The following is a 12329-nucleotide window of genomic DNA, read 5'->3' as shown; positions in this document are numbered from 1 at the left end:
ACGACAACGGACCGCGATTATGACTGCCGCATCGCAAGACAGTGCTCGCCCTCAGAATACCCGTGCCATCATGGCATTTCTGCGGGAACATTCGCCTTTTTCCAACATGGACGATGCACATCTGGCCCATTATGCCGAGCACGCCTCGCTGAGATTCTACGCGGACGGCGATGCGGTACTGTCACCGGATGATGGCCCGGCAAAACGGTTCTACGTGGTCAAACAGGGCCGCATTCGCGGCGAACGGGCACGGGACAAGGACGGAGAGACCGAAACCACCTTTGAAATCAGCCAGGGCGAATGTTTTCCATTGGCCGCCTTGATTGGAGAACGCCCCACCCGCACACTGCATCGCGCTTCCGGAGACACCTTCTGCCTGAGTATTGAACACGATACCTTTGTCATGCTGTTCTCGCAGAGCGACCCCTTTCGCGATTTCTGCCTGCGTGGTGTAAGCAGCCTTCTTGATCAGGTGAACCAGCGCATACAGACCGGCGCCATGGCTTCCATTGGTTCCAGTAACTCACTGGACACCCCATTGGAACGTTACGCCATTCGCAACCCAATCGTCTGCTCGCCGGACCTGCCAGTCCGCAAAGCGGTTGCGCGGATGCACGAAAACAGTGTCGGTAGCATCGTGATTACCGATGACAAACGGCATCCCACGGGCATATTCACCCTGAGGGACCTGCGCACCATGGTGGCTGAGGAAAAAGGCCCACTGGATACGCCCGTCGGTCAGGTCATGACCAGGAACCCTTGCTGCCTGACAGCCAACGCTGATGCTTTTGAAGCCGCCATGCTGATGGCCGAGCATCATTTCGCCCACATCTGCGTGGTGGATGACGAACATCGACTGATTGGCATGGTATCCGAGCGTGATCTTTTCTCCCTTCAGCGCGTCGATCTCGTCAATCTTGCCAGGACCATTGGCACTGCCAGCCATCTCCGCACCCTGGTCAGCCTCCGTAAGGATGTGTCCCGGCTGGTGGACGCCATGCTCGCCCACGGGGCCGATTCCGGGCAGGTGGTAAAAATTATTACCACCTTGAATGACGTCACTGTGAGACGGGTTCTTGAACTGAATATAAAGAAAAACGACCCTGGAATCCCTTTCACGTGGCTGACATTCGGTAGCGAAGGTCGGCAGGAGCAAACCCTACTGACCGATCAGGATAACGGCATCCTGTTCCAGACGCCGGAGGGGATGACCGAAGAACAGGTCAGGGAAAAACTGTTGCCCTTCGCGGAAACCGTCAACAAGGAACTGGCGGAATGCGGATTTACCCTGTGCAAGGGTAATATCATGGCCAGCAATCCAAAACTGTGCCTCAGCGGCAGGGAGTGGGATGATTGGTTTGTACGTTTTATCCACGCCTCAACGCCGCAAAACCTGGTGTACTCCTCCATCTTCCTCGACATGCGCGCGGTATTCGGGCCGATGGAACCGCTGGAAACATTGCTGGATAAAGTGCTTGCGCGCATACGCAAGAACGACCTCTTCCAGAAGATGCTGGCGGGCAACGCCATCACCCGAAAACCCCCTCTGACCATGTTCCGCACGTTCCGTTATTCCCCGGATGGCAAGAAAAATACCCTCGACCTGAAGCGCCAGGGGCTGGCTCCCTTCGTTGAAGCCGTTCGGGTATTTGCCCTCGCCAATAGTGTCGGCACGGCCAACACATTGGAGCGCATGCAGCAGCTCGCCACAAAAGGTGTCTTTGACAACAAAGATGCCAAAGCCTGGCAGGAGGCCTACAGTCTGATCCAGGCTATTCGGATGAGAGCGCACCAAGAGATGCTGGACCGGGGCGAACCCCTGTCCAACTATATAAACCCGGACGACCTTAACCCGCTGGACCGTCGGATTCTCCGCGAATCGTTCCGCCAGGCACAACGCCTGCAGCAGAAACTGGAAATCACCTACCAACTCTGAAAACCGGGCCAACAGTTATGCTGGAGCAGATCAAAGACTGGATCGAACGGCGTAGGGCCGGCAGCACCGGTAGCCCCGACCGTGAACACTTGCCAACGCCAAAAGCTGCCGGGGACCAACGGCTGTCAGACTGTCGGCTGATTGTACTGGATCTGGAAACCACGGGCCTCAACCCGGCAAAAGACAATGTCATCGCGATTGGTGCGGTAGCCATTCGGCATAATGCCATTGCCCTGGGCGACCAGTTTGATCTGATCCTGCGGCGGCCGGAACTGGACATCAGTGAGACGGTACTCATCCACGGTATCGGTCCGGAAGCCCTTACCCAGGGGCATGAGACCGAAGACGCATTGCTCCATCTGCTGGAATGGATGAACGGCGACCCTATCCTTGCCTACCACTCCGCCTTTGACCAGAAGTTCCTCGAAAAAGCTCTCAAGCAAATACTGGGCTACACCCGCCCCCACACCTGGCTCGATGTAGCCGAGATGCTTCCTGCCTTCTTTCCCAACTCCAAAACCGGGGGCAAAGGACTGGACAACTGGGCCGATTTTTTCGACCTGGAAGTTAGCGCCCGCCATCACGCAGCAGCCGATGCCATGGTGACGGCTGAATTAACTCTTGCGGTCATCAATCAGGCGCGAAAAAGCGGTGCCACCACCTTGCGTGACTTCAATGAAAAACTAAAGTACTACCGACAACTGAAGAACATCCATCAGCGAAGCTAGAACCTCCGGAACTGTGTCGCGTTTGCAGACATTTTATCCCTCAAATTACTGAGAATTAGACCTATTGCCAATATCCATCTGTCTCTTGACGAGTAAAGTCGATTAGGACAACACGTCGGAGAAGAACTATATGAATAATAATTTCTCTACCACCAACACTTCACAGAAAACCCACACGAAAACCTCCACAACAACAAAACAGGAGTGATCCTATGTCAGGTCATGACTACGATGCTGTGAACTACTGGAAGGCGAACCTACGCCTTATATTCGGGAGCCTCATTGTCTGGGCCCTCGTGTCTTATGGGTTTGCGATACTGCTTCGCCCCATGCTCGCAGGAATCCCCATTGGCGGAACCGACCTCGGCTTCTGGTTCGCCCAGCAGGGCTCAATCCTTACTTTCATCGCGTTGATCTTCCATTACGCCTGGCGGATGAACAAGCTCGATGAAAAATTCGGCGTGAGCGAGGAGTAGAGTATGAGCCAATTTGGAATCAATATCATATTTGTAGGCGGGTCATTCCTGCTCTACATCATTATCGCAATCTGGGCCAAGGCCGGAAGCACAAAAGACTTCTATGTCGCCGGCGGGGGCATTCACCCTATAACCAACGGTATGGCCATTGGTGCCGACTGGATGTCAGCCGCATCATTCATTTCCATGGCTGGTATCATTGCTGCCAGCGGGTATGCAAACTCTACGTTCCTGATGGGCTGGACAGGTGGCTACGTTCTATTGGCCATGCTTCTGGCACCTTACCTGCGCAAGTTCGGCAAGTTTACGGTTCCCGAGTTTATCGGCGACCGTTTCTACAGCAAGAATGCTCGCCTTGTGGCAGTTGTCTGTCTGATTGTAGCGTCTGTAACCTACGTTATCGGTCAGATGGCCGGTGCCGGTGTAGCCTTCTCCCGCTTCCTGGAAGTCGAATCAACCATGGGTCTGATCATTGCGGCTGTGGTGGTATTTGCCTACGCCGTACTCGGCGGCATGAAGGGCATCACCTATACGCAGGTGGCTCAGTACTGCGTTCTGATCATCGCCTATACCATCCCTGCGGTGTTCATCTCGCTGCAGTTGACCGGTAACGCCTTGCCCCCGCTGGGTCTGTTCTCAACTCACGTGGATTCCGGCATGCCGATCCTGGACAAGCTGAACCAGGTCATCACCGATCTTGGCTTCAACGAGTACACCGCTGATGTGGACAACAAACTGAACATGGTTCTGTTTACCTTGTCCCTGATGATCGGTACCGCTGGTCTGCCCCATGTCATTATCCGGTTCTTCACTGTGCCAAAAGTGGCGGATGCTCGCTGGTCTGCAGGCTGGGCGCTTGTTTTCATCGCCTTGCTGTACCTGACAGCGCCGGCCGTTGCTTCCATGGCCCGTTTGAACCTGATGACCACCATCTATCCTGAAGGCACCCAAGCAGAGCCGATCCAGTATGATGAGCGTCCTCAGTGGATCAAAGAATGGGAAGTCACCGGGCTGATCCAGTTCGAGGACAAAAACCAGGACGGCCGCATCCAGCTGTACAACGACTCACCTGAGTTTGAAAGCACAGCTCAAGCTCGCGGTTGGGAAGGCAACGAGTTGGTCGTTAATCGGGATATCCTGGTACTGGCCAACCCGGAAATCGCCAACCTGCCAGGATGGGTTATCGGCCTTATCGCTGCCGGTGGTCTGGCTGCAGCACTGTCCACGGCGGCAGGTCTGTTGCTAGCAATATCGTCGGCCGTCAGTCACGACCTGATCAAAGGCTCGATCAACCCCAACATCACGGAAAAAGGCGAACTGCTCGCTGCCCGGATATCAATGGCTGTCGCTATCTGTGTGGCAACCTACCTGGGCGCAAACCCGCCAGGCTTTGCGGCGCAGGTTGTTGCATTGGCCTTCGGTATTGCAGCAGCATCGCTGTTCCCGGCTCTGATGATGGGTATCTTCTCCAAGCGGGTTAACAACGTTGGCGCAATTGCCGGTATGCTGACTGGTCTGGGCTTCACCCTCGCGTACATTTTCGTGTACAAGGGCTGGCTGTTCATTCCTGGCACCAACAACCTGGCAGACACCCCTGAAAACTGGGTACTGGGTATTTCCCCGCTGTCTATCGGTGCGATTGGTGCTGTCGTCAACTTTGCGGTAGCCTTCCTTGTGTCCAACGCAACTGAAGAACCGCCCGTTGAGATTCAGGAACTGGTTGAAAGCGTTCGCTACCCACGTGGTGCGAGTCAGGCTCACGACCACTAAGCAACGAATCAGCCTGATTCATTGAATGAATTAGAAGGTTGATGATGAACGGGCTTCCTCTGTGAGGGAGCCCGTTCTTTTTTAAGGAAACCTGTTTTATGTTCTGGACGTTTGTCGCTACCGTTGTTTGCGGCCTGGGAGCCGCAGGTGTTGCACTCGGAATTCGGGCTATGACCCGAAACCTTGCTCCGAAATGGATCATCCCGGTATTTGCCGGAGCTGGTATGTTGGGGTACCTCATCTATACCGAATACACCTGGTTTGAACAGAAACAATCCCTGATGCCGGAAGAGGCTGTCATTGTGGACACGGAGAGCAATGGCATTTTATGGCGCCCATGGACGTTTTTCTTCCCTTACGTCAATGCTTTCTCGACAGTCGATACCAAAAGCATCAGCGAAACCCCGTCAAACCCGGACGTTTTGCGCTTCACCCTGTATCGCTTTGAGCAGAAGATGGTCGATGCTGTTTCTCATCGGATTCATATTCTTAACTGCAATACCCGCGAACTTGTACCACTGGGTTCAGACGGTGCCCCACGGCTTGATAACATGAAAAAACTGGCCCCGCAGGACAAACTGTTGATGACCGTTTGCGGCGAATGACGATAACCCCAACCGCTCCCGAGAACCCCGGGTAGAATAAAAAGAGCGAACTATGATTAGTGCCTGGTTGCTGGTCTTAATTTCCATCACCTACATTTCGATTCTTTTTGTTATTGCCTGGGCCGGCGACAAGCATCCTGGTCTCTACCGTCGCCGACTGGCGCGTACCCATATCTATGCCCTGTCACTGGCGGTCTACTTCACCTCCTGGACGTTTTACGGTGCCGTAGGCCGAGCCACTCAGGAGGGGCTCGGTTTTTTGCCAATCTATCTCGGCCCATTACTCGTTTTTGTCTTTGGCGCTCCCCTGTTGCGCCGTATCATCTTCATCAGCAAGCGCAACAACACCACCTCGATTGCGGACTTCATAGCATCCCGTTATGGCAAATCCCAGTCACTCGCCGCCATGGTGGCAATCTTCGCGCTGATCGGCAGCGTTCCTTACATCGCCCTGCAGCTTAAAGCCATCTCCATGGGCTTTAGCGTCCTCTCGGACACTGGCGTGGAACCCAATGAACTCAGTACCGCTGCGTGGAACGATTCGGCCTGGTATATCACCCTGGTGCTCGCGGTATTTACCGTCCTGTTCGGTACCCGACACCTCGAGTCAACCGAGCACCACCGGGGCATGATACAGGCAGTGGCCTTTGAGTCATTGATAAAGCTCGTGGCCTTCGTGGCCGTTGGCTTGTTCGTTATCTATGGTCTTTATGGCGGCTTCGACGATCTCTGGGGCAACGTCCGCAGCGCAGGACTCGTCGGCACACTGACCACGGACAGCGTTGAGGCGCCGGCTTTTATTACCCAAACGCTGGTAGCCATGCTCGCAATTATCTGCCTACCCAGACAGTTCCATGTGATGGTAGTGGAGAACACCGACCACCGGGATTTCGAAATCGCTCGCTGGGCGATGCCTATCAACCTTATTCTCGCCAGCGCTTTTGTATTACCCATCGCTGCCGCAGGCCTGTTATCCCCTGAAGCCAGTGCGTCCGATCCGGACATCCTGATCCTGAACCTGCCAATTCTTGCCGGGGAGCAATGGCTCGCCATCCTGGCGTTCCTGGGCGGTGGGTCTGCGGCTGCAGCAATGGTCATCGTCTGCTCCGTCGCCATCGCAACCATGGTCAGCAATGAGATCATCATGCCGGCGCTGCTGAAGTTCTTCCGCCCCGGCATGAACAAACGCTCGGACCTCAGCTACCTGCTGCTCAGCATTCGACGGGTTGCCATATTCGTAGTGTTGCTCACTGCCTACGGGTTCTACCGCATGGCAGGTGCAGATTACAGCCTGACGGCCTTTGGACTGCTCTCATTCGCCGCAGCGGCCCAGTTCGGGCCTGCACTTGTCGGAGGTATTCTCTGGCGCAAGGGCAACCATACCGGCGCGGTCTGGGGCCTTGGCCTCGGGTTCCTGATGTGGTGCTATACCCTGCTGTTACCCGCCCTGGCATCCACTGGCTGGTTGAGCGACACCCTCATTGATCACGGCGTTTGGGGCATTAACTGGACAAGGCCCACGGCTCTATTTGGTTCTGAGCTTGATCAGACCAGCCACGGCATTATCTGGAGCCTGGGTATCAACACCGTTACCTACATTGTTCTTTCTATGCTGACCCGGCAACGGGTGCGGGAAAAAATCCAGATCGCCTCGTTCTTCCACGATCCCCAACCAAGAGCCGAGACGCCGCAGCAACAAAGCTGGCAGGGTGAGATCATGACCTCCGATTTGCAGGCGATCTCCGATCGCTTCATGGGGGAGGAGCGAGCCGAGGCCATCTTCCGCAACTACGAGCGGCGTAATGCCATTCGTCTACACCCTCATAGGCCAGCTTCGTCGCACCTGATGAAGTTCATTGAGCGACAGCTGGCGTCGGTTATCGGGGCGTCGACGGCACGCGTGGTATTGGAGTCCACGCTCACCGGGCGGGATATGCAGATAGAGGACGTCGTCAGCATCGTCGATGAAGCCTCGCAGGCCATGACCTTCAGCCGGGAATTGCTGCAATCGGCAATTGAGAACATCAGCCTCGGTGTATCCGTCGTCAACCATCAACAACAGCTGGTGGTATGGAACCACCGCTACCTGGAGCAATTCAGTTACCCGAAGGGCTTCGTCCGGGTCGGCCGGCCGGTGGAGGACCTGATGCGGTACAACCTGACCAGTGCCAATCTGCCAGCGAGACGAATAGACGAGGTCATTGCCGATCGCTGCGCCAGCATGCGCGAGGGTCGGCCGATGTCCTACGAACGACAACGCCCTGACGGCACGGTACTGAGGATTGATGGTAGCCCGATACCTGGCGGTGGTTACGTAACCACCTTCCAGGACATCACCGCGATGCGGAGGACCGAGCAGGCGCTGAAAGAAACCAATATCTACTTGGAGCAGCGCGTCAAAGAACGCACCCAGGAACTCCAGGTGATTAACGAGCAAATGCTCAAGGCGAAATCCGTGGCTGAACAGGCCAACCAGAGCAAGACTCGCTTCCTGGCCTCAGCAAGCCATGACCTTCTGCAACCCCTGAATGCCGCGCGCCTTTTCACCTCAGCTCTGGCAGGTAAGGCCAGGGATCCTGAAATGACCGAACTGGTGGACCACATTGACAGCTCACTGGGCGCAGCCGAAGAAATTATCAGTACCCTTCTGGACATCTCAAAACTGGACGCCGGTGCACTAGAACCGGATATCGGCGTATTCCCGGTCAACGACATCATGCGGCATCTGGCAACCGACTTCTCTGCCATCGCAAAAGATCAGGGTCTGGACCTCCATGTCGTACCCAGCAGCGCCTGGGTTCGGTCAGACTCAAAACTACTGAGACGCGTTATCCAGAATTTTCTTTCCAACGCCATTCGTTACACTCCAAGCGGGAAAATCCTACTCGGCTGTCGGCGCTTGAAAGGGTATATACGCATCGAGGTATGGGATACCGGGCCAGGTATTCCGGAAGACCAGCTTACTCACATTTTCGAGGAATTCCGTCGTTTCCAGCAGGGTCGGGACAAAAAAGGCCTTGGCCTGGGACTTGCGATTGTCGACCGCATCTGTGGCATGCTGAATCACCCGGTAAACGTGCAGTCGGTACAGGGACTCGGCAGCGTATTCAGCATCACCGTGCCCATTGCACCGGCCGAGCACAGTGATCAGAACATCTCCAAATCCGCACCCGCGTCGCGGCGTGTATCGAGCCTGGGAGGCCTTCACGTGGTCTGTATCGACAATGATCCTGACATCCTCCACGGCATGAGCGCTTTGCTGGACAACTGGCACTGTGACGTGACGACAGCCGAAAGCCTAGAAGATGCTCGGTACAAGCTCAGCGGCACGAAACCCGACATCATATTAGCCGACTACCAACTGGACGATAACCGGAATGGGCTCGATGCCATGGATTCATTGAGGGAAGAAATCAGCAATGATATACCTGGCATTCTCATTACCGGCTATATGGCCCCGGACGTCAGGGAGGATGCAATCAGCAGGGGTTATCAGATCCTTTATAAACCGGTAAAGCCAGCCGCATTGCGAGCACTGGTTAACAAACTGTTGAAACAGAAACGGTCATGACCGAGTCCACTAGCAATACCATCGGCGCCAACTTCGGGAAACTCAGTTACCTGGTCGTCGATGACTTCGAGAATTTTCGATTGTCCATGCGGCAAATCTTGCGGAATTGCGGCGCCGACAAGATCGAGTCGGTCGCCAACGCATCCGCTGCCGTCCAATATTGTGCCTATAACCACGTAGACGTGGTGCTTTGCGACTACAACCTGGGCGAGGGCAAGAACGGCCAGCATATACTCGAAGAGCTCCGGCACAAGAAACTTCTGAAACGTTCTTCGCTGTTTCTGATGGTGACCGCCGAAACCTCCAAGGAGATGGTGATGGGCGCTCGGGAGTACCAACCCGACGGCTACCTCACCAAGCCCATCAACCGTGCCATGCTTGAAAAGCGACTGGGCGGGCTTATCGCGCAACGCAATGCCCTACTCCCCATCAACCGGGAGATCGATCGGGAAAATTTCCCCGAAGCCGTTTCTTTATGCCTGCAGACGCTACCTTCGCAACCCCGATACAAGACCTGGCTTTTGAAAACGCTGGCCGATCTCTATTACCAGGTTGGAGACTTCAGCCATGCCCTGAAAATCCACGACGATGTACTGAACCAGCGCGACCTCTCCTGGGCAAGGCTTGGTCGTGGCAAAGTCCTGATCGCCAACCAGAATTACGATGACGCGGCAGCAACACTGAAAGAGCTAGTGTCCGAGCATCCGGATTACATGGAAGCGTATGACTTTCTTGCCGAGGCTCTCGAAAAACAGGGCCGGCCCACCCAGGCCCAACAGATTCTTGAGAAGGCAGCAGAGCACTCCCCCAACGCACTGCTACGACACAAGCATCTGGCCATCCTTGCCTCGTCCAATCAGGACATGCCGACAGCGTCCAATGCATGGCGACAGACCGTCAGCCTTGGCACCTATTCCATACACGATAACTCCGAACACTATCTTGCATTGGGCCAGTCATTGTCTGACCTCAGTGAAGGGGACTCGTCGAATGAGGGTGCCGCCCAAGCGGACGAAGCTCTGACCATACTCCGGCGCATGGAAAAGCGGTTTGCCGGGCAGGAAGACATCAAGCTACGGAGCCGAATTGTCCAGTCCCGGGTTCATGCCGGTCAGGACCGAATGAATGAAGCCCGAAACGCCTTAGAAAGCATTGCGGACGAACTCGACCCTGATCTGATGCCCCCAGAAGCCTGCCTTGACTACGCCAAGACACTTTTCCGTCTGGGCCGGGAAAACGATGCCAAGGGTCTGCTCAACGCCCTTGCCATCCGTTGCAGCGACAACCCGCCGCTATTGCAGAAAATCGAGAGTTTACTCGATGAGCCTGTGGGCTTCCGACAAAAACTGCAAGCCCGGTCGCTGAATCGTGATGGCATCAAGGCGTTCGAAGCAGGGAATCTTGAAGAGGCCGCTACCACATTCAACCGGGCATTGGATATAGTGCCCTCCCACGCGGCTCTCAATTTAAACCTGGTACAGGTGTTGATGAAGCAATATCTCGATACAGCAGGTGATCGCGAGCTTTTGAAACGCTGTGAAAGATGCCTGGAAAAACTCACTGATCTGCCAGAACAGCATCGCCAACACCGACGCCTGCTCTCTTTGCGCAAGAAACTGGAGGGAATGATGTCATGACCACCAATGATCATGATGAGTTGACCCACTCTCGGGGTACACAGAGCATCGACTTTTCAATGGTTCTGGCCTCTGCCGTTCATGACATGAAGAATTCCCTGGGCATGTTGCTGAATTCCCTGGATGAACTTCGCCAGGAACAGACAGACACCATCGGTGATTCTCCACGTTTTAACACCCTGCAGTATGAAGCTGAACGTATGCACAACGATCTGGTGCAACTACTTGGTATTTACCGACTTGGCGAAAACAACCTGTCAGCACATGTTGAGGAACACTTCGTTCCTGACTTCCTGTCCCAGCAAATGGCGCGCCATACGCCGCTTCTTGAGGGCATGGGCATCAAGCTGGAGATCGAATCCTATGAAATCAACGGCTTCTTCGATGAGGATCTGCTGACCGGCGTACTCAATAACACCATCAATAACGCCATCCGCTACACCAAGAGTATGATCAAACTGACAGCGGCGGTGCATGGTGATTTTCTGGTCATAGGCGTTGAAGATGACGGCGACGGATACCCGGAAACCATGCAACACAATGGAACTCCCGGCTTCAAATCCCTGAACTTCAACAGTGGAAGCACCGGCCTGGGGTTGTTCTTCGCATCATCGGTTGCTCAGCTTCATAGCAATGGTGACCGCCACGGATATATCAAACTCCACAATGATGGCCGCCTGAGCGGTGGCGTATTCGAAATCTGGCTGCCATGATGGAACACAGCCAATACTTCAGGAAGGGAACCAATGGCTCGAGGTCACGCATTAATCGTCGATGATTCATCGACGGCACGCATCATCCTGGCCCGACTGCTGGAACGCGCCGACCTGACGACAAAAGGCGTCGCCAGCGCTGAGGAAGGCCTCACACAGCTACGTGAAGAGGCTTTCGATCTGGTTTTCCTGGACCATCTCTTGCCCGGAATGAATGGCTTAGAAGCTCTGGACGTGATCAAGGCAGACTCTGAGCTACGGCACATCCCGGTTTTCATGTACACATCACAGAGCGCAGAACGATACCGACAGGATGCCAAGGCCCGTGGTGCCGCTGGTGTGATTGGAAAACAGGTTGACCGGGAACAGCTCCTTACCACTATCGAGGCTATCCTGACTGATGCCTCCACCTTACCTGGTCTATCGCCATTCGAAAATACCCCTGGCGAACTCATTGAACAAAGCTACACAAGACGACTGACAGGACGGCTCGCCACCCTGGAGATCGCCTATGAAGAAACCCACGACGAACTCAGGCACTTGCGCAAGAGTGTTGTCTTGTTGGAAGCCATGCACCAAGAAAGCTTTGATAAGCAGCACAATCGGCTGAAGTGGCTAACGCTCGGCGGTGTTGCCGGCCTTTCAGGATTCGTGCTCTTCTTTGGTCTGGAATTGAGGGATCTGTCGATGGTGCTTGAAAGCCTGAACGAACAATTGGCCGTTATGCAGGAAATCGTAGGTAGCCTGGTTGATCTGGTGGAAGTAGACAGGCAATAAAAAACCCCCGTCGGCGAAGCCGCGGGGGTTTTTGGTATTAAGAGCCTGACGATGACCTACTCTCACATGGGCAGAAGCCACACTACCATCGGCGCTGGTCTGTTTCACGGCTGAGT

General features: G+C 54.8%; 9 protein-coding genes. All 9 read left to right on the top strand.

The genetic code is table 11. The annotated features are described in order from the left end of the window. The first annotated feature begins 19 nt into the window (after positions 1 to 19). Positions 20 to 1936, top strand: coding sequence for a putative nucleotidyltransferase substrate binding domain-containing protein (locus tag AC0B60_RS15830; RefSeq protein WP_465086857.1), 1917 nt, complete (start codon positions 20 to 22; stop codon positions 1934 to 1936). Positions 1937 to 1953: 17 nt separating this feature from the next. Beyond that, positions 1954 to 2664 (top strand): 3'-5' exonuclease, encoded by a 711-nt coding sequence (locus tag AC0B60_RS15825; protein ID WP_465086856.1) that lies wholly within the window; start codon positions 1954 to 1956, stop codon positions 2662 to 2664. A 212-nt stretch (positions 2665 to 2876) separates the two neighbouring features. Further along, entirely contained in the window at positions 2877 to 3140 is a 264-nt protein-coding gene (locus tag AC0B60_RS15820; RefSeq protein WP_465086855.1) for a DUF4212 domain-containing protein, read from the top strand. Positions 3141 to 3143: 3 nt separating this feature from the next. Further along, positions 3144 to 4910, top strand: coding sequence for a sodium:solute symporter family protein (locus tag AC0B60_RS15815; RefSeq protein WP_465086854.1), 1767 nt, complete (start codon positions 3144 to 3146; stop codon positions 4908 to 4910). Positions 4911 to 5008: 98 nt separating this feature from the next. Beyond that, positions 5009 to 5515, top strand: coding sequence for a hypothetical protein (locus AC0B60_RS15810; protein ID WP_465086852.1), 507 nt, complete (start codon positions 5009 to 5011; stop codon positions 5513 to 5515). A gap of 52 nt (positions 5516 to 5567) precedes the next feature. Next, positions 5568 to 9086, top strand: a complete 3519-nt coding sequence (locus AC0B60_RS15805; RefSeq protein WP_465086850.1) for a hybrid sensor histidine kinase/response regulator — start codon at positions 5568 to 5570, stop codon at positions 9084 to 9086. Beyond that, on the top strand, positions 9083 to 10723 hold the full coding sequence (locus tag AC0B60_RS15800) for a tetratricopeptide repeat protein (RefSeq protein ID WP_465086848.1): 1641 nt from the start codon (positions 9083 to 9085) through the stop codon (positions 10721 to 10723). Before AC0B60_RS15805 ends, AC0B60_RS15800 begins: the two co-directional genes overlap by 4 nt. Continuing rightward, a complete protein-coding gene (locus tag AC0B60_RS15795; RefSeq protein ID WP_465086847.1) occupies positions 10720 to 11436 on the top strand; it encodes a sensor histidine kinase in 717 nt (238 codons plus the stop codon). Before AC0B60_RS15800 ends, AC0B60_RS15795 begins: the two co-directional genes overlap by 4 nt. 33 nt (positions 11437 to 11469) lie before the next feature. Then, positions 11470 to 12213 (top strand): response regulator, encoded by a 744-nt coding sequence (locus AC0B60_RS15790; protein ID WP_465086846.1) that lies wholly within the window; start codon positions 11470 to 11472, stop codon positions 12211 to 12213. The last annotated feature ends 116 nt before the right edge of the window (positions 12214 to 12329 follow it).

The organism is Marinobacter sp. V34 (assembly GCF_055524115.1).
This window is presented reverse-complemented; position numbering and strand designations above follow the sequence as displayed.

Excerpts from the sequence above, each read along its gene's own strand:
- AC0B60_RS15830 (WP_465086857.1), top strand. The coding sequence starts at position 20 with ATGACTGCCGCATCGCAAGACAGTGCTCGCCCTCAGAATACCCGTGCC.
- AC0B60_RS15825 (WP_465086856.1), top strand. The coding sequence starts at position 1,954 with ATGCTGGAGCAGATCAAAGACTGGATCGAACGGCGTAGGGCCGGCAGC.
- AC0B60_RS15820 (WP_465086855.1), top strand. The coding sequence starts at position 2,877 with ATGTCAGGTCATGACTACGATGCTGTGAACTACTGGAAGGCGAACCTA.
- AC0B60_RS15815 (WP_465086854.1), top strand. The coding sequence starts at position 3,144 with ATGAGCCAATTTGGAATCAATATCATATTTGTAGGCGGGTCATTCCTG.
- AC0B60_RS15810 (WP_465086852.1), top strand. The coding sequence starts at position 5,009 with ATGTTCTGGACGTTTGTCGCTACCGTTGTTTGCGGCCTGGGAGCCGCA.
- AC0B60_RS15805 (WP_465086850.1), top strand. The coding sequence starts at position 5,568 with ATGATTAGTGCCTGGTTGCTGGTCTTAATTTCCATCACCTACATTTCG.
- AC0B60_RS15800 (WP_465086848.1), top strand. The coding sequence starts at position 9,083 with ATGACCGAGTCCACTAGCAATACCATCGGCGCCAACTTCGGGAAACTC.
- AC0B60_RS15795 (WP_465086847.1), top strand. The coding sequence starts at position 10,720 with ATGACCACCAATGATCATGATGAGTTGACCCACTCTCGGGGTACACAG.
- AC0B60_RS15790 (WP_465086846.1), top strand. The coding sequence starts at position 11,470 with ATGGCTCGAGGTCACGCATTAATCGTCGATGATTCATCGACGGCACGC.